Origin of the sequence: Lichenicola cladoniae, from assembly GCF_013201075.1 — a bacterium.
GTDB classification, from domain to species: domain Bacteria; phylum Pseudomonadota; class Alphaproteobacteria; order Acetobacterales; family Acetobacteraceae; genus Lichenicola; species Lichenicola cladoniae.
Map to the genome: position 1 here is coordinate 2,124,395 of NZ_CP053708.1, position 16,534 is coordinate 2,140,928.

At 64.7% G+C, this 16,534-nt stretch carries 15 protein-coding genes; 14 read left to right on the plus strand and 1 reads right to left on the minus strand.

Annotated features, from left to right (window positions below; all coding sequences use genetic code 11):
- Positions 1-64 precede the first annotated feature (64 nt).
- The gene (locus HN018_RS09835; RefSeq protein ID WP_171834017.1) at positions 65-1,762 is read right to left on the minus strand and encodes a winged helix-turn-helix domain-containing protein; all 1,698 of its coding nucleotides are present in this window, start codon (positions 1,760-1,762) and stop codon (positions 65-67) included.
- Between the two features lie 217 nt (positions 1,763-1,979).
- Here HN018_RS09835 and HN018_RS09840 point away from each other — a divergent pair, with 217 nt between their 5' ends.
- The 14 genes from HN018_RS09840 to bamA all read left to right on the plus strand — a co-directional run bounded on the left by HN018_RS09840 (position 1,980) and on the right by bamA (position 16,534).
- Positions 1,980-2,366, plus strand: coding sequence for a UrcA family protein (locus tag HN018_RS09840; RefSeq protein ID WP_171834016.1), 387 nt, complete (start codon positions 1,980-1,982; stop codon positions 2,364-2,366).
- Positions 2,367-2,506: 140 nt separating this feature from the next.
- Positions 2,507-2,905, plus strand: coding sequence for a DNA-directed RNA polymerase subunit omega (rpoZ, locus tag HN018_RS09845; RefSeq protein ID WP_171834015.1), 399 nt, complete (start codon positions 2,507-2,509; stop codon positions 2,903-2,905).
- 11 nt (positions 2,906-2,916) lie between these two features.
- Positions 2,917-5,232, plus strand: coding sequence for a RelA/SpoT family protein (locus tag HN018_RS09850; RefSeq protein WP_171834014.1), 2,316 nt, complete (start codon positions 2,917-2,919; stop codon positions 5,230-5,232).
- Between the two features lie 37 nt (positions 5,233-5,269).
- Positions 5,270-5,689 carry a holo-ACP synthase gene (gene acpS, locus HN018_RS09855; RefSeq protein ID WP_171834144.1) on the plus strand — a complete coding sequence of 140 codons (420 nt, stop codon included), beginning with the start codon at positions 5,270-5,272 and terminating at the stop codon, positions 5,687-5,689.
- A 142-nt stretch (positions 5,690-5,831) separates the two neighbouring features.
- Positions 5,832-6,635: a signal peptidase I gene (gene lepB, locus HN018_RS09860; protein WP_171834013.1), complete on the plus strand. Its 804-nt coding sequence runs from the start codon at positions 5,832-5,834 to the stop codon at positions 6,633-6,635.
- A 26-nt stretch (positions 6,636-6,661) separates the two neighbouring features.
- A complete protein-coding gene (rnc, locus tag HN018_RS09865; RefSeq protein ID WP_171834143.1) occupies positions 6,662-7,414 on the plus strand; it encodes a ribonuclease III in 753 nt (250 codons plus the stop codon).
- On the plus strand, positions 7,411-8,343 hold the full coding sequence (gene era / locus HN018_RS09870; RefSeq protein WP_171834012.1) for a GTPase Era: 933 nt from the start codon (positions 7,411-7,413) through the stop codon (positions 8,341-8,343). The genes rnc and era overlap by 4 nt, the downstream gene beginning before the upstream one ends.
- A 140-nt stretch (positions 8,344-8,483) precedes the next feature.
- Entirely contained in the window at positions 8,484-9,245 is a 762-nt protein-coding gene (gene pyrH, locus HN018_RS09875) for a UMP kinase (protein ID WP_171834011.1), read from the plus strand.
- A gap of 146 nt (positions 9,246-9,391) precedes the next feature.
- Positions 9,392-9,913, plus strand: coding sequence for a ribosome recycling factor (gene frr, locus HN018_RS09880; protein WP_239479273.1), 522 nt, complete (start codon positions 9,392-9,394; stop codon positions 9,911-9,913).
- A gap of 116 nt (positions 9,914-10,029) precedes the next feature.
- Positions 10,030-10,704 (plus strand): polyprenyl diphosphate synthase, encoded by a 675-nt coding sequence (gene uppS, locus HN018_RS09885; protein ID WP_239479274.1) that lies wholly within the window; start codon positions 10,030-10,032, stop codon positions 10,702-10,704.
- On the plus strand, positions 10,688-11,605 hold the full coding sequence (locus HN018_RS09890; protein WP_239479183.1) for a phosphatidate cytidylyltransferase: 918 nt from the start codon (positions 10,688-10,690) through the stop codon (positions 11,603-11,605). The genes uppS and HN018_RS09890 overlap by 17 nt, the downstream gene beginning before the upstream one ends.
- A gap of 4 nt (positions 11,606-11,609) precedes the next feature.
- Complete coding sequence (gene dxr / locus HN018_RS09895) at positions 11,610-12,767, plus strand: 1-deoxy-D-xylulose-5-phosphate reductoisomerase (RefSeq protein WP_171834007.1); 1,158 nt, start codon at positions 11,610-11,612, stop codon at positions 12,765-12,767.
- 34 nt (positions 12,768-12,801) lie between these two features.
- Positions 12,802-13,923 carry an RIP metalloprotease RseP gene (gene rseP / locus HN018_RS09900; RefSeq protein WP_171834142.1) on the plus strand — a complete coding sequence of 374 codons (1,122 nt, stop codon included), beginning with the start codon at positions 12,802-12,804 and terminating at the stop codon, positions 13,921-13,923.
- A gap of 109 nt (positions 13,924-14,032) precedes the next feature.
- Positions 14,033-16,534 carry an outer membrane protein assembly factor BamA gene (gene bamA / locus HN018_RS09905; RefSeq protein WP_171834006.1) on the plus strand — a complete coding sequence of 834 codons (2,502 nt, stop codon included), beginning with the start codon at positions 14,033-14,035 and terminating at the stop codon, positions 16,532-16,534.

A 16,534-nucleotide genomic window follows, 5' to 3' on the forward strand; every position in this document is an offset into this window, starting at 1 on the left:
GCGCAAGCGCCGACTTCTTGATGGGTGAGGATGACACGATGGACTCCTGAAGCTCGAGAGATTGTCAGAGAGGCATGCCGGCGGCCTGAAGGTCCTGAACAAAGAGCGTCCAGGCTCCCGGCGGCAGTGCGTAATAACAGCGTCGCAGCGCAGAGACGTGCCGGAACCGTGGCGCAAGTTCTGCCAGCGCATCATGAAGAGCTTTCTTTGCTTCGCGGACTTTGTCGAGCTTCATCAGGATCGACACCTTGAAGAGCATCGTGAAGCCGGTGCTCCAGCTGGTTCCACTCGAGATCAGGACATTATCGATCTGACGAAGGGCCATCGCATAATCGGTCTCGAGATACGAAAGATAGGCCGGCCGATCATCCCAGGGATCTCCGGGATTACTTCCGATATGGATACCGGCCTCGCCAAGCTGGTTTGTCATCATGAACGCCGCAACCAGGAGCTGTTCAAGCGAATAGTATCCAGGACTAATGCTCAAACCGTTTTCCGCAATCAGCTGAGCCTCATTTTCTCTCTCGAGCGTCAGCATGATATAAACCTTGAACCCAATATAGACCGGGTTCATCGGGTAATCGTGAAGTACTTCTTGGATGAGCGACTGTGCCTCAACAGCATCGGCCTCTCCAGCCGAGGCGACGCTGAGTTGCACGGAGTCTGCCAGCAGAAGTGCGAGGAACGCTTTTGCCGGTATCAGGCCGTGGTTCTTTCTGAGCGCCTGCCTGGCAAGCAAGACTCCTTTCGCGACCGGGACTGGGTCGTTGGTATCGGCTGCGGCCAACTGAGCATCGACGAGGAGATCCAGCGCATCCGGTCGCCGATCACCGCGAAGTTCATGTTCCGCGCGGAAAACACTTGATCGAATGCCGGCGATCATCTGGGTCGCGGCATTGGCGCGTTGAACATCCGTGACTTGTGGCGGAAGATGCCTGACCTCAGTATCGATGATCTGCCAGCTCGGTCCCTCCTGGACGGTGATTTCGGCCCTTATGCCATGGTCATCGACAGTGATCGAACCAGTGAGCTTGAAGCGGGGCGCGATGGTTATTCCGCTTAGCGGGTAGAGCTTCAGCTCGGGAAAGTCCTCCAGGTTCGATAGCGTGAGCCTGCGATACTCCTCCGCGAGAATGGCTGCCTCGCTCTTGCCCCCGATCCCGACGAACTCACCGACGCCGACGCTGAGGCGGAGGTCCGGAGCGATCGCTACAACAGTCTGTGTCGACGTTGACATGACTCTTATGATCTCCACCGAGGATACCGTGACGATCAAGATCAAGCCGGCTACCACCAGGGCCGTTGAACGGCGCGGCCTGTAGCGGTTCGGGATTTTGATGTGGGATCCTTCGGTCTTCTGGTCGGCGGCAGAAGGTCGGGCCTGATCAACAGCAGGTTCATCGAGTTCTATCTGTGCGTCGACCTCGACGATGAAGCGGTAGCCCCTTCCAGGGATGTTCACGATTAACTGTTTTTTACCACAGGGCTCTGCAAGCGCGTGGCGAAGAACCGACATCTGGACTGAAAGATTGTTTTCCCCGACCGTAACGCCCCGCCAGACATGGGCCACGATCTCCTCGCGCGTTACGACACGTTCCCGGTTGCGCACGAGATACTCCAGAATATCGAATGCCCTGGACGTAAGCGTGATGGGCCTGCCATTCGCCATGAGCAGGCGCCGTTCCGGCTGAAACCGGAACGGTTCGAAAACAAAGATTTCTGTGCGCGCATGCACGCTTGCAGTTCCATCCGTGCCGTCCACGTGAAACTATACTGATTCCAGTGCCGAAAACTATCTGCATTCGGGTCACAATCATTCTTGTTGCCGTTGTAACAAGCGAAATCGTTAACCGGCATCTCAAAGCGATGACGACGCTGGATTTATTCCGATTAGCTAGTTTTAGCAGCGATTGATTACCGGCCGAGCCAGGCCGGCGCCTATCCAGCGAGCGGTCAAACATCAGCAAAGGATCGCTTCCATGTTCCGCTTTCTGTCGATTATCGACTATCGGGCTTCCCGCCCAACCCAGGCGCTTCTTGCCGGGCTCCTTTTCGCCGCATTCGCGACCACCGCGTCGGCGCAACCTGGGGTCGTGAACGATGATGGGAGCATGACCGAACAGGTCAGCTCGGTCGGGCTCGATCTTGCATCGCCATCGGCTCAGGTCACGATGAGGCAGCGCATCGAGATGGCCGCGCGTCGGGTATGTGGCTTCGACGACCAGGGCGACGCGTCGGGCAGGCGGGCCTACACCGCCTGTCATGAAGCGGCGATGGCAAACGCCATGGGTCAATTCACGACGCTGGTCGCACGCGCGGGTGGCATCGGGAGTGCCAATCTGGAAATGGCCGATACCCGGCACTAGGTCATACCAGCCGGTTGCCGCTATCCAGGGCTGACCCTCGGTCGGAGCATCGGCCGAGGGTGCGCTGCAGCATCGCTTGCGATTGTGATCGCGGCTCCTTATATGCTGCGGTTCCCTGAATTGATCCGGAGATCGGCCGCATGGCGCGCGTCACCGTCGAAGACTGTGTCCAAAGAGTTCCCAACCGCTTCGAGCTTGTGCTGCTGGCTGCCCAGCGCGCGCGCAACCTGAGCCGTGGCGAAGAACTCACCGTGGACCGGGACAACGACAAGAACCCTGTGGTGGCTCTTCGCGAGATCGCCGAAGAGACCGTTGAACTGAGCCGCCTGCACCAGGATCTGGTGAAGTCGTTGGCCCGGGCTCCCGAGCCCGAGCCTGCCGACGAGGAGGTGCTCGACCTCATCCCGACCGACCAGAACATCTTCGGCCTGCAGGATGTGTCGGTCGAAGAGGAAGCCAGTGCCATGGGGACGGAATTGACCCCGGAAGAGCTGGAAGCTGCTATCGAGGCTGAACTCGGCGGACGTTCGCGCCGATAGGAGCATCGGCAATGTGGCCAGGAGCTGACGACAGGATCGGAGCTCCCGGCCGCCCTTCGCGGGCACCTCGCGCACCCGACGGGCCGGTTATCGGCCAGACCGTCGGCCACGACCCGTCGCCGCCCGCGGTGCCCGAGCGCGCGATCAGCTGTGCCGGCCTGATCAGGCGGGTCCGTTCCTACGATCCCAATGCCGACACCGCGCTTATAGAGCGTGCCTTCGAGGTTGCCCGCGCCTCACACGCCGACCAGAAGCGTGACAACGGCGAGCCTTATATCACCCATCCACTCGCGGTCGCCGGCATCCTGGCGGGGCTCCGACTCGATGTCGCCAGCATCTGTACCGGGCTGCTGCACGACACCGTCGAGGATACCGGCCTGAAGCTGCCGCAGCTCGAGGCGCAGTTCGGCCCGACCGTTGCCGCCCTGGTGGACGGCGTCACCAAGCTGACCAGGCTCGAGCTCCAGTCGGATCGCACCAAGCAGGCGGAGAACTTCCGCAAGCTGGTGTTGGCGATGAGCCGCGACATCCGTGTGCTGATCGTCAAGCTGGCCGACCGGCTGCACAACATGCGCACGCTTCACTACGTCAAGGCGCTCGACCGGCGGCAGCGGATCGCTGGCGAGACCATGGACATCTATGCGCCCCTGGCCGGCCGCATCGGCATGGACAAGGTCAAGACCGAGCTCCAGAACCTGTCGTTCCAGGAGCTGGAACCCGAGCACAACGCCACCATCCAGGCACGGCTGAACTACCTGCGCGGGCAGGGTGCCGACGTGATCGAGGAGGTCAGGCGCGAACTGACCCGCCTTTGCCTCGAGGCCGGAGTTCCGTCGGTCGAGGTCACCGGACGCGAGAAATCGTCCTTCTCCATCTGGGAGAAGATGCAGAGGCGCAGCATCGCCTTCGAGCAGCTGTCGGACATCATGGCGTTCCGGGTGCTCGTTCCCTCGAAGGAGAGCTGCTACATCGCCCTCGGCGCGGTCCATTCGGCCTATCCGGTCATCACCGGGCGCTTCAAGGACTACATCTCCACCCCGAAGGCGAACGGCTACCAGAGCCTGCATACCGGGGTGACGCTGCGCGAACCGCGGAACCAGAAGATCGAGGTGCAGATCCGCACCGCCGAGATGCACGACGTGGCCGAGAACGGCGTCGCCGCGCACTGGTCCTACAAGGGACTGGGCGAAGGGGAAGAGGGCACCCCCAAGGTCAAGCGGCTGCGCTGGGTGCAGGACCTCCTGGAGATCCTGGAGAACAGCCAGGCGCCGGACGAATTTCTCGAGAACACCAAGCTCGAGCTCTACCAGGACCAGGTGTTCTGCTTCTCGCCGAAGGGCCAGCTGATCCCGCTGCCGCGGGGCGCCACGCCGGTCGATTTCGCATACGCCGTACACAGCCAGATCGGCGATAGCTGCGTCGGCGCCAAGGTGAACGGCCGGCTGATGCCGTTGCGCCACGAGCTCCAGAACGGCGACCAGGTCGAGATCATGACCGCCCGCGGCGGTACGCCGTCGCCGTCCTGGGAGCGCTTCGTCGTCACCGGCAAGGCGCGTGCGCGAATCCGCCGCTATGTCACTGCGCAGCAGCGCGAAACGCATGTCGATGCCGGTCGAGCATCGCTCGCCAAGGCGTTCCGCCAGGAGGGTCTCGACGGCTCCGAGAAGGTGCTCGAGGCGGCGCTGAAGGGGATGAAATGCCCGACTCTCGCCGACCTCTATGTCTCTGTCGGTAACGGCAATCTCGGCCCGCGCGAGGTTGTGCAGGCGGCCTATCCGGAACTGCGGCAAGCCGGTCGCGGGCCCCGGATGATCCCGAGCCTGCCGCCGCGCAGCGGGCCACGACAGGATGCGGCCGGAACCTCCGGCATGTCGCTGGTCGGGCTCGGATCGGGCGTTGCCACCCATTTCGCGGGCTGTTGCCACCCGCTGCCAGGCGACCGGATCGTCGGCATCGTTGCCACCGGCAAGGGCATCACCGTGCATACCGCCGGCTGCCAGACGCTGGAGAGTTTCGCCGCCACGCCGGAGCGGTTCATCGATATCGACTGGGACTACGACGCGATCGCCCGTGGCTCGAAAGTCGAGACGCATGTCGGCCGGATCAGCGTGATCGCCGCCAACGAGCCGTCGATCCTGGCGACCCTGACCAACACCGCGTCGCGCCACGACGGCAGCGTGGTCAACCTCAAGATCGTCAATCGCCAGCTCGACTTCATGGAGATCCTGATCGACGTCGAGGTGCGCGACCTGCGCCATCTTTCGTCGGTCATCGCGGGCCTCCGGTCCGCAGGCGGCATCACCCAGGTGGAGCGGGCAAAAGCTTGATCGAACGATTGCGCATCCGGACGAGCCCGCAATGTCGATGATGATCGGGCTGGGCTCCGACCTCTGCGACATCAGGCGGGTGGAGCGGGTGCTGGAACGACACGGGCAGCGCTTCATCGAGCGCTGCTTCACCGAAATCGAGCGCGCCAAGGCCGAGCGCCGGACCAGCGCGTTGCGGGCCGCGACCTACGCCAAGCGCTGGGCCGCCAAGGAGGCCTGCGCCAAGGCGCTCGGTACCGGGTTCGCGCAGGGTGTGTTCCACAGCGACATGGGCGTGGTGAACCTGCCCAGTGGCCAGCCGACCCTGCACCTCACCGGGGGCGCGTTGATCAGGCTGCGCCGGTTGATGCCGGCCGCCCATCATCCGAGCCTGCTGCTGACGATGACCGACGAACCCCCCTACGCGTTCGCCCAGGTGATGATCCAGGCAATGCCCGAAGGGCACGGCACCTTCTGACCCAGGCGTTCTGCTTGACAGGGCATGGCCTCGTCGGCTTGATCCGCCTTCCTCCGGTCCGCCTGCTCCGGAGACGACACTGCCGCTCCCCCTGGCGCCATGCGCCATCCCGGACCAGCACAGACCGGACACAATCCACCTCATGACACCGTTCAAGAACGCCTCGCGCAACGCCCGCAACCGTACCCGCTCCACTGCGGCGGCCGGGTCCGGGCTCGGCGAGACCATCCGGACCGTGGTCTATGCGTTGCTGATCGCGGTGGTGGTGAGGACCGTGGCGTTCGAGCCGTTCAACATCCCGTCCGGCTCGATGATCCCGACGCTGCAGGTCGGCGACTACCTGTTCGTGTCGAAGCCGTCCTACGGCTTCTCGAAATTCTCGCTGCCGTTCTCACCCAACCTGTTCTCCGGGCGCATCCTCTATTCGGCGCCGCACCGGGGCGACGTAGCGGTGTTCCGCTACACGCGCGACACCTCGATCGACTACATCAAGCGCATCGTCGGGCTGCCCGGGGATCACGTGCAGGTGCGTGACGGATTGCTCTACCTCAACGGCACCCAAGTCCCGCGCAGCGACGACGGCGACTATGTCGCCATCGACGAGCATCGCAGCGAATTGCAGGGCCGGCTCTTCACCGAGACATTGCCAGGCAGCGGTGGCCATAAGGACGTCATCCACAAGATCCTGCGCCTGACCGACGAAGGCATGCAGAACAACACGCCGGACTATGTTGTTCCTGCGGGATATTTCTTTGCCATGGGCGACAACCGGGACGACAGCGCGGATAGCCGCTTCATGGATGATCTCGGCTACATCCCGATCGAGAACCTGGTCGGCAAGGCCGAACTGATCTTCTTCTCTTACGATGCCCGTCACCCGGTCTGGCAGTTCTGGCAGTGGCCGGCAGAGATCCGCTGGAACCGGTTGCTGAGCTGGGTGCGCTGAACCAGGTGAGCGCGATCCTCCCGGAAATGCACGAGCCCGCCTCGCCGCTGGCCGTTGCCATGGCGAAGGTCGAGGGGGTCATCGGATGGCAGTTCCATAAGCCGGCCTTGTTGCGCGAGGCACTCACGCATCGGTCCGCGGCCCATGAGGCCCAGACCGCCGGCACCGCGCCGGGCGGCGGTCACAAGCGCGGCCGTCGTACGACCCAGAAGGGCCTCGGCTCGAACGAGCGGCTCGAGTTCATCGGCGACCGGGTGCTGGGACTGCTGATGGCCGAATGGCTGATCAGCCGGTTTCCGGACGAGCAGGAGGGCAAGCTCGGCCCGCGTCTGGCACAGCTGGTGTCGCGGCCGGTGCTGGCCCGGATCGCGATCGATCTCGGCCTGCGCGAGGCGCTCGACGTGGCTCCGCACGAGGAGCGTGCCGGGATACGCGATGCCGCCAACGTGCTGGCGGACTCGGTCGAGGCGGTGCTGGGTGCGACATACCTGGATGGTGGGCTGGATCCGGCGCGTCGCTTCGTTCACCAGGCCTGGAACGCGGCGATGACCGGGCAGGCGCTGCCGCCCAAGGATGCCAAGACCGCGCTGCAGGAGTGGCTGCTCGGTCGCGGGCTGGCGCTGCCGATCTATACGGTGGCATCCGCCGAGGGACCGTCGCATGCGCCACGGTTCGTGATCAGGGTCGAGGCGAACGGCCGGTCCGGCACCGGTGAGGCGGGAGCCAAGCGTGCAGCAGAGAGCCTAGCGGCTTCCGATCTGCTAAGTCAGCTCGCATGAGCGATGAAACACCAACGAAACAGATAACCCAGCGCTGCGGATTCGTGGCGATCGTCGGCGCGCCGAACGCCGGCAAGTCGACGCTGCTGAACAAGCTGACCGGCGCCAAGCTGTCGATCGTCAGCCCGAAGGCGCAGACGACGCGCTTCCGCGTGCTCGGCATCCTGATGCGCAAGATCGCCGACGTCAGCGCGCAGATCCTGCTGGTCGATACGCCGGGCATCTTCAAGCCGAAGCGCAAGCTGGACCGGGCCATGGTCGCCGCCGCCTGGACCGGTTCCGAGGATGCGGACATCACGCTCCTGCTGATCGACAGCCAGAAGGGCATCACCGAGGGCGTCCGGGCGATCGCCGAGCGGCTGAAGACCACGCGGCGCCGCACCTGGCTGGTGCTGAACAAGACCGACCTGATCGAACGCGGCCTGCTGCTGCCGCTGACCCAGTCGCTGTCCGAGCTGGTTCCGTTCGAACACGTCTACATGGTGAGCGCACGCAAGGGCGATGGGCTCGACGACCTGCTCGATGCGCTGGCGCTGGCGCTGCCGGACAGTCCGTTCCTCTACCCCGAAGACGACCTGACCGACCTGCCGGACCGCCTGTTGGCGGCCGAGCTCGTACGCGAGCAGATTTTCCTGCAGACGCAGGAGGAGATCCCGTACGCGTGCACCGCCGAGACCGAAAGCTTCCAGGAGAAGCCGGACGGCTCGGTGCGGATCGAGGTCACGATCTATGTGTCGCGCGCCGGCCACAAGGCGATCCTGATCGGCGAGAACGGCAGCCGCATCAAGGAGATCGGCCAGAAGGCGCGGCATGGGCTGGCATCGTTGCTGGAGCGGCCGTGCCACCTGTTCCTGAACGTCAAGGAACGCGCCGGCTGGGACGAGGAACGGGCTCGTCTCCGTGCGATCGGCCTCGACGAACTCGACTGATCGCCCGAGGGGCATCCGGGTTATCCCGGGCCGTGACGCTTGTCGTCAGAATGGCTGGGGATTATGAGGATCGCGTCGTTGCACTATGTTGCCTGCGGCACCGCCACCGCCCTGGCTCCCGCCCTAGCTCTTGAGGATCGATGACCGGACCTTCCGCCGAACCGAACCCTGGCGCGCCCGAAATCTCGCCGACCTATCGTCGCGTCCTGCTCAAGGTGTCCGGCGAGGCGCTGATGGGCAAGGGCAGCTTCGGGCTTGACCCGGAGACCGTCTCGGCGATCGCCAACGATGTCGCCGACGTGCACCGCATGGGCGTCGAGGTTGGGCTGGTTATCGGCGGCGGCAACATCTTCCGGGGTATTGCGGCGGCCGCGCGCGGCATGGAGCGGGCCCAGGGCGATTATGCCGGTATGCTGGCGACCGTGATCAACGCGCTGATGATGCAGAACGCGCTCGAGAATTGCGACGTCGATACCAGGGTGATGTCGGCGATCCACATGTCGAGCATCGCAGAGCCCTACATCCGCAGGCGGGCGGTCCGGCACATGGAAAAGGGCAGGGTGGTGATCTTCGCCGCCGGCACCGGCAACCCGTTCTTCACGACCGATACGGCCGCAGCCCTTCGCGCCGCCGAGATGAATTGCACGGCGCTGTTCAAGGGCACGCAGGTCGATGGCGTGTATTCCGCCGATCCGCGTCTGGACCCGAACGCGACCCGTTACGAGGAGCTGACCTACCTCGACGTGCTGACGCAGGACCTGAACGTCATGGACGCATCGGCGATCAGCCTGGCGCGTGAGAACAGCCTGCCGATCATCGTGTTCAACATCCACATGCCGGGCGCCTTCGCGAAAGTCATCCGGGGCGAGGGGCGGTTCACACGCATCGTCGATCCGTCCTAGACACGTCATCTTGGTCGCGGGCGCCTGCCCGCGTTTGATTGGCCGTCCATCGGCCTCGACACGACGCAGCCAGGTCAGAGGCCGGTTGCCGGGGGAGACGTCAAGTGGCTGACCTGAATACCCTCAAAGAGGATCTCACGCGCCGCATGGACGGTGCGATCGAGACCTTGCGGCGCGACTTCACCGGCCTGCGCAGTGGTCGTGCGAGCCCGGCCCTGCTTGAGCCGGTTCGGGTAGAGGCCTATGGCGGCGAGGTTCCGATCACCCAGGTTGCGACCATCGCCGTTCCCGAGGCACGCATGGTCACCGTCCAGGTCTGGGACCGCACCTTGGTTGGCGCTGTCGAGCGGGCGATCCGCGATGCCGGGCTCGGCCTGAACCCCGCCTCCGACGGCCAGATCGTCAGGGTGCCGATCCCGTTGCTGACCGCCGAGCGCCGGGTCGAGCTCGCCAAGGCAGCCGGGCGCTATGCGGAGAACGCCAAGATCTCGATCCGCGGCGTGCGTCGCGACGGCATGGACCAGATCAAGGGCTTCGAGAAAAAGACCGAGATTGCCGAGGACAGCGTCAAGGAATGGTCGGACGTCGTGCAGAAACTGACGGATTCCTACGTGCGCCGGATCGACGAGAATCTCGCGGAGAAGGACCGCGAGATCAAGCAGGTCTGACGCGCTTGGCCGATCCAGTCTCCGCATTGCTCCAGGCCGCGAGCCTGGCCGCGTCGCCTGCCGCTGTTCCTGCCGGAACGACTGCGACGAAGGTGTGCGATCATGTTGCCGTCATCATGGACGGCAACGGCCGTTGGGCCGCCGCCCGCCGATTGCCGCGCGTCGCGGGCCATCGGGCCGGCGCGAAGGCGGTGAAGCGCGTCATCCAGGCGGCCATCCAGAACAAGGTCCGCTGGCTGACGCTCTACGCGTTCTCCAGCGAGAACTGGGGTCGCCCGGCCGACGAGGTTACCGACCTGACCGGCCTGTTGCGCCATTACCTGCGCAACGAGATCTCCGAACTGCATCGCGAGGGCGTCAGGGTCCGGGTGATCGGCGAGCATGAGCGGTTCGGACCGGAGGTTCGTGCCGAACTCGAGGCCGCGGAGCGACTGACCGCCGGCAATACCCGCCTGACCATGGTGGTAGCTTTGTCCTACGGCGCGCGCGGCGAGATACTGCAGGCGGCCCTGAAGGTGGCGGAGGCGGTGAAGGCCGGCACGCTGGATCCGGCCAAGCTCGACGAGGCCGGATTTGCGCGGTTTCTGTCGACCACCGGGATCCCGGACCCGGACCTGGTGATCCGCACCAGCGGTGAATGCAGGCTGTCGAATTTCCTGCTTTGGCAGTCGGCCTATGCCGAACTGGTGTTCCTGGACGTGCTTTGGCCGGACTTCGACGCCAGCCACTTCGCCGCTGCCCTCACCGCCTTCAACCAGCGTGAACGCCGCTTCGGTGCGCGTCCTGGCTGAGGCGGTATCAGCCAGCCCGGCGGATCCTGCGGCCAAAAAGCCGCGGAACTGGCGCGATCTTCGACTGCGCCTGATATCGGCGGCGATCCTGGCACCGCTCGGGCTGCTGTGCGTGGGGCTCGGCTCGTGGCCATTCGTCGGGCTGGTCCTAGTGGGGATGGTGGGTCTCGGATCCGAATGGGCCGGTATGCTGCAGCAACCGGCCCGCAGCCTGCGCGGGATCGTGCTGCTGGCCTGGCCGGCGATCGCCTGCATCGCGACGCTCACCGTCGGACGCTGGAACGAGGCGCTGCTGATGCTTCTCGCACCGCTGGCGCTCGGGCCGTGGATCGGAATAGGTTCCGTCGCGATCGGGATCGGCGGCATCGGCCTGCTCTGGCTTCGTTTCGCGACCGGCAGCGGCTACGACGGCGTGCTGTTCGTGATCCTGGTGGTCTGGGCCAGCGATACCTTCGCCTACGTCGCCGGCCGGGCCATCGGCGGCCCCAAGCTGGCGCCGCGGATTTCGCCCGGCAAGACGCGGTCCGGTTCACTTGGCGGATTGGCCGGCGCGATGCTGGTCGGCGCCGTGCTGGCGCTGCTGCTGCCCTCGCCCGTCGGTGCGGCGGCATCGGCGCTGCGCGGGCTCGGTTTCGGCCTGCTGCTGGGAATCGCCAGCCAGGCCGGCGATCTGGCCGAAAGTGCGTTCAAGCGCCGGTGCGGGGTCAAGGATTCCGGCCGGTCGATACCGGGCCATGGCGGCTTGCTCGACCGGTTCGACGGGCTCCTCGCCGCAGCTCCGCTCGCCGCGATGTTGTCGCTCGCAGCGCCAACCGGCCAGGGCTTCTGGTATGCCGGTGTGCAAGCCGTATCCCCGCCCGCTTCTCCGTCAGGGCCGGCATCTTCCGTGCCCAAGGACTGACCACATGAAGAGCGTGACCATCCTCGGCAGTACCGGCAGCATCGGCGCCAATACCGTCGATCTGCTGCTCCAGGCGCCGGACCAGTACCGGGTCGCGGTGCTGGTCGGAGGCCGCAACGCTGCCAAGCTCGCCGAGCAGGCGAAGGCGCTCGATGCATCCCACGCGGTGATCGCCGACGAGAGCTGTCATGCCGAGCTGGCGAGCTTGCTCGCCGGCACCGGCATACACACCTCGGCGGGTCGGCAGGCGGTGTGCGATGCGGCTGGTGAACGGGTCGATTGGACCATGGCGGCAATCACCGGTGCCGCGGGCCTGGCCCCGACGCTGGAAGCCATCAAGGGCGGCGGGGCAATCGCGCTGGCCAACAAGGAAGCGCTGGTCTGCGCAGGCGACGTGATGTTGCGCGCCGTGGCGGATGCCGGAGCCACCCTGCTGCCGGTCGATTCAGAGCACAACGCGATCTTCCAGGCGATGGCCGATCGACAGGCCGACCAGGTCGAGAAAATCATCCTGACCGCGTCAGGCGGACCGTTCCGGACCGCCTCGATCGAGGAAATGGAACGCGCACCTCCTGAAGTCGCCCTTCGTCATCCGGTCTGGTCGATGGGCGCCAAGATCACCATCGACTCGGCGACCCTGTTCAACAAGGGCCTCGAGGTGATCGAGGCGGCTCGCATCTTCGGCCTCCCGAGCGAGCGGATCGATGTTCTGGTGCATCCGCAATCGGTGGTCCACGGACTGGTCCAATACACCGATGGCAGCCTGCTCGCGCAGCTCGGTTCGCCGGACATGCGCATCCCGATCGCGCATGCGCTGGCCTGGCCGAAGCGTATGAAGACGAACTCGCCCAGGCTCGATCTCGCACGCGTGGCGCAGCTCACCTTCGAGGCGCCGGACATGGTCCGGTTCCCGGCGTTGCGGCTGGCGCGTGCGGTACTTGCCGCGGGAGGTGCCGCGCCGGCGATCCTGTCGGCCGCGAACGAGGTCGCGGTGGAGGCTTTCCTCGCACGACGGATCGGCTTCCTCGATATTGCCCGCATGGTAGAGGCGGTGCTTGACCGGATCGGGGCGCAAGCCGCCGACACGCTCGAAGCTGTGCTATACTGGGACCAGGAGGCGCGGCGGCAGGCAGGGCTGCACGCGTCGTCCCGCGCTGCTTGACGCGGCCGCGGCACAGGAGACAGCGCTCATCATGATACCCGACTTTCTTCGGACCGTTCTTGCGGCAGCCGTCGTGCTGGGCGTGCTGGTGTTCATCCACGAGCTTGGCCATTATTCGGCGGCACGGTGGCGGGGCGTGCATGTCGAGGTATTCTCGATCGGCTTCGGCAAGCCGCTGTTCCGCTGGCGCGACAAGCACGGCACCGAATGGCGCATCTGCATCCTGCCGATTGGCGGCTACGTGAAGCCGCATGGCTTCGAGGGGCCGGAAGAGGCCTCGCCTGAGACCCGTTCGACCTGGCTGCCGGGACGCACCTTTCACGACAAGCCGGTCCTGAGCCGTGCCATCGTCATCGCCGCCGGCCCGATCTTCAACTTCCTCCTGGCGATCGTGCTGTTCGCGGTGGTGTTCGCGATCAGCGGCAAGCCGGCGGACCAGTCGGACTATGCGGCTCTGCGGCCGAGCATCGGCGGCGTGAGCGTGGGTAGCCCTGCCGACAAGGCGGGGATCAAGCCGGGCGACGTGATCGAACAGGTCGACGGCGTGTCGATTCCCAATTTCGCGAACCTGCAGCGGCTGATCGGTGCCAGCCCTGGGCGCCAGGTGCGGCTCACGGTGCTGCGCGACGGCCACGAGCTTGATCTCCCGGTCAAGCTCGGTTCGACGACGAGTGGCGGCCAGGCGACCGGGCAACTCGGCGTCCAGGCGCAGCTGCCGCCGCCGAAGCATGTTTCCCCGGGTGAGGCCTTCGTCGCCGCCATACAGACGACAGGCGTGGTGATGGTGGGCTGGGTGTCCGGCTTCTGGCAGATCATAACCGGCCATGTCAGCCCGTCTCACCTCGGGGGTACGCTCAGGATCGCGCAGATGTCCGGCCAATTCGCCGCTGCCGGCTTCACCAGCCTGCTGACCTTCATGGCGATCCTGTCGATCAACCTCGGCATGGTGAACCTGCTGCCGGTGCCGGTGCTGGATGGCGGCAGGTTGGTGTTCTACGCGATCGAGGCCCTTCGCGGCCGGCCGGTTTCTCGAGGCGTCCAGGAATACGGCTTCCGCGCCGGCTTCATGCTGATCGTCGGGATATTCCTGTTCGCGACCGTCAACGACTTGACCCAGTTCGGCCTGTTCGACTGGCTTCGTCACGTGATTGGTTGAACAACGGCACGTAACGGCAGGAGCGTGCTTGCGCTCTCGCCTTATATTCGGGTAGCTCGGCGCGAGTGGGTGCAGCCGGCGGTTACCGACAGTTGGTGCCGCACCCGGCATGAAGCAAGCGGGCGATACTGTTCCTCGATGGAACGTCATCGCGTGTGGGGGATGGGTCGTCTTGTCCGGTAAACGTTCTGCGCTGCTCGCTTCGGCCTGCCTTGTCCCTTTCGCCCTCGATGTTCCGGCTCAGGCCCAGGACGTCGCGCAGTCGCATCCTGCGACCCAGCCGGCCTCCGGCCAGGTCCGGCATCGCGCCGCGCATCCGTCGCAGCATCGTTCCGGCACCGTGCCGGTCGCGAGCGGTGGCACGATCGAGGCGATCCGGATCAAGGGCAACGAGCGTATCGAGACGGGCACGATCCTGTCCTACCTCGTCGTCCAGGCCGGTGAGCCGTTCAACCAGGAACAGCTCGATCGCAGCCTCAAGACGCTCTACGCGACCGGCTTGTTCCGGGATGTCACGCTGCACCGCGACGGCGGCACTCTGCTGGTGACGGTAATCGAGAATCCGATCGTCAACCGCATCTCGTTCGAGGGTAACCACGCTGCCAAGGACGAGGATATCCGCAAGGAGATCGGCCTGCGGCCCCGCGCCGTCTACACCTCCGAGACCGCCAGCCGCGACCGCCAGAAGATCCTCGACCTGTATGCCCAGAAGGGACGTTACGCCGTCACCGTGACGCCGCAGATCATCCGCCTGTCGCATAACCGGGTCGACGTGATCTTCCAGATCACCGAGGGCGAGCTGACGCTGATCCAGAAGGTCAGCTTCGTCGGCAACAAGGCGTTCAGCGAGGCGAGGCTGGCGCAGGTCATCACCTCCAAGCAGAGCGCCTGGTACCGGTTCTTCTCGTCGTCGGACGAGTACAATCCGGACCGCGTCAAGTACGACGCCGAACTGCTGCGGCGCTTCTACCTCCGTAACGGCTACGTCGATTTTACCGTCGCCGATTCGACTGCGGAGCTCTCCCCGGATCGCAAGTCGTTCTACGTGACGTTCACCATCAACGAGGGCCCGCGCTATCGCATCGGGCATATCGAGGTGAAGTCGTCCCTGCGCCACGTCACGTCCGAAAGCCTGCGCCCGCTGATCGCCCTCTACGAGCACCAGTGGTACGACGGCGACGACATCCAGCATGTCGCCGAGGGGCTTCAGGATCGACTGCAGGCGACAGGCCAGCCCTTCGCCTCGGTGAAGCCCGAGATAGCTCGCAACACCGACAACCACACGGTCGACCTGCTGTTCGACGTGAGCGACGGCCCGCGGGTCTATGTCGATCGCATCGACATCAACGGCAACACCATCACCCAGGATCACGTGATCCGCCGGCAGTTCGACTTTGCCGAGGGCGACCCGTTCACCCCGGCACAGCAGCGCCGGTCAAAGCAGAGCCTGCAGGATCTGGGCTTCTTCAACAGCGTGACGATCGATACCGCGCCGGGCTCCGCGCCCGACCGGGTCAACGTCAACGCCAACATTTCCGAGAAGCCGACCGGGCAGATCACCCTTGGTGGTGGTTATTCGACGGATGCCGGTGTTCTCGGCAACGCCGGTATCAGGCAGTCGAACCTGGTCGGCACCGGGATCGATGCCAGCCTGACCGGCACGGTCGCTCAGTATGAAAACCAGGTCGACCTATCGATCACCGACCCATACTTCCTCGGCCGCAACATGGTAGCCGGCATCGACCTGTTCGACATCCAGACCGAGGGCAACAGCTCGAGCGTCCAGAACTATTACGAGACCAGGATCGGTGCGACGGCCCGTATCGGCTACGCCTTCAACCGTTATCTGTCGCAGTCGTGGAACTACTCGCTGATCCACCGCAACGTGAACAACGTCTATTCGGCGGCCAGCATCTACGTGCAGGCCGAGCATGGGACGTCGAACCTGTCGCAGGTCGGGACGACACTCGCCTACGATCGCCGCGACAGCCGGTCGGCACCGCACAAGGGCTACATCATCACCGCCGGCGTCGATGTTGCCGGCCTGGGCGGAAACGAGAAATACGTCCGCACCAAGATCGACACCTCGTACTACATCCCGCTCGATTACCTGACCGGCAACCATGACTGGACGATCTCGCTCAAGGCCGGCGCCGGCTACTTGGCCGACTATGGTGGTGGCCGCCAGGACATCGTCGACAACTTCTACCTCGGCGGCGACAATCTGCGCGGCTTCTACGACGGCGGTGTCGGTCCCTATTCGAAGCCGACCAACCAGCATCTGGCGACCGATGCCCTTGGTGGCCGGTTCATCTATACCCAGTCCACGCAGCTGAACTTCCCGCTGCCGCTGTCTCCTGATCTCGGCCTGTCCGGACGTTACTTCGTCGATGTGGGCGGCCTGTCCGGATCTCGCGTGCTCAACAATATTCCCAACCCGAGTGGCGATGCGATTCTCGGCAACAATCTGCGTCCGCGCGTCGGCACCGGCGTCGGCGTTTCATGGAAAAGCCCGTTCGGCCTGATCAACGTCGATCTCGGTCTCCCGGTGGTGAAGCAGAACTCCGACAAACAACAAGTCTTCCGTTTCGGCTTCGGCTCGCAATTCTGA

Bases quoted from the DNA above. Each gene is read 5' to 3' on its own strand.
- rnc (WP_171834143.1), top strand. From the start codon at position 6,662: ATGCACGAGCCCGCCTCGCCGCTGGCCGTTGCCATGGCGAAGGTCGAG.
- HN018_RS09840 (WP_171834016.1), top strand. From the start codon at position 1,980: ATGTTCCGCTTTCTGTCGATTATCGACTATCGGGCTTCCCGCCCAACC.
- frr (WP_239479273.1), top strand. From the start codon at position 9,392: ATGGACGGTGCGATCGAGACCTTGCGGCGCGACTTCACCGGCCTGCGC.
- lepB (WP_171834013.1), top strand. From the start codon at position 5,832: ATGACACCGTTCAAGAACGCCTCGCGCAACGCCCGCAACCGTACCCGC.
- dxr (WP_171834007.1), top strand. From the start codon at position 11,610: ATGAAGAGCGTGACCATCCTCGGCAGTACCGGCAGCATCGGCGCCAAT.
- rpoZ (WP_171834015.1), top strand. From the start codon at position 2,507: ATGGCGCGCGTCACCGTCGAAGACTGTGTCCAAAGAGTTCCCAACCGC.
- HN018_RS09850 (WP_171834014.1), top strand. From the start codon at position 2,917: ATGTGGCCAGGAGCTGACGACAGGATCGGAGCTCCCGGCCGCCCTTCG.
- era (WP_171834012.1), top strand. From the start codon at position 7,411: ATGAGCGATGAAACACCAACGAAACAGATAACCCAGCGCTGCGGATTC.
- bamA (WP_171834006.1), top strand. From the start codon at position 14,033: ATGAAGCAAGCGGGCGATACTGTTCCTCGATGGAACGTCATCGCGTGT.
- pyrH (WP_171834011.1), top strand. From the start codon at position 8,484: ATGACCGGACCTTCCGCCGAACCGAACCCTGGCGCGCCCGAAATCTCG.
- acpS (WP_171834144.1), top strand. From the start codon at position 5,270: ATGATGATCGGGCTGGGCTCCGACCTCTGCGACATCAGGCGGGTGGAG.
- uppS (WP_239479274.1), top strand. From the start codon at position 10,030: ATGGACGGCAACGGCCGTTGGGCCGCCGCCCGCCGATTGCCGCGCGTC.